Origin of the sequence: Citrobacter sp. S46_ASV_140 (genome assembly GCF_018919545.1) — a bacterium.
Taxonomy (GTDB): domain Bacteria; phylum Pseudomonadota; class Gammaproteobacteria; order Enterobacterales; family Enterobacteriaceae; genus Citrobacter; species Citrobacter braakii.
Genome location: NZ_JAHLRC010000301.1, coordinates 1 through 319 on the forward strand (window position 1 = coordinate 1; position 319 = coordinate 319).

At 51.4% G+C, this 319-nt stretch carries 1 protein-coding gene; it reads left to right on the forward strand.

Annotated features, from left to right (window positions below):
- Positions 1-319 (forward strand): EF-Tu/IF-2/RF-3 family GTPase (locus KQJ19_RS23885; protein WP_253296417.1); only part of this gene is annotated, 319 nt, incomplete at both ends.

The following is a 319-nucleotide window of genomic DNA, read 5'->3' on the forward strand; positions in this document are numbered from 1 at the left end:
GGTTCTGCTCTGAAAGCGCTGGAAGGCGAAGCAGAGTGGGAAGCGAAAATCATCGAACTGGCTGGCTTCCTGGATTCTTATATCCCAGAACCAGAGCGTGCGATTGACAAGCCGTTCCTGCTGCCTATCGAAGACGTATTCTCCATCTCCGGTCGTGGTACCGTTGTTACCGGTCGTGTAGAGCGCGGTATCATCAAAGTTGGTGAAGAAGTTGAAATCGTTGGTATCAAAGAGACTGCTAAGTCTACCTGTACTGGCGTTGAAATGTTCCGCAAACTGCTGGACGAAGGCCGTGCTGGTGAGAACGTTGGTGTTCTGC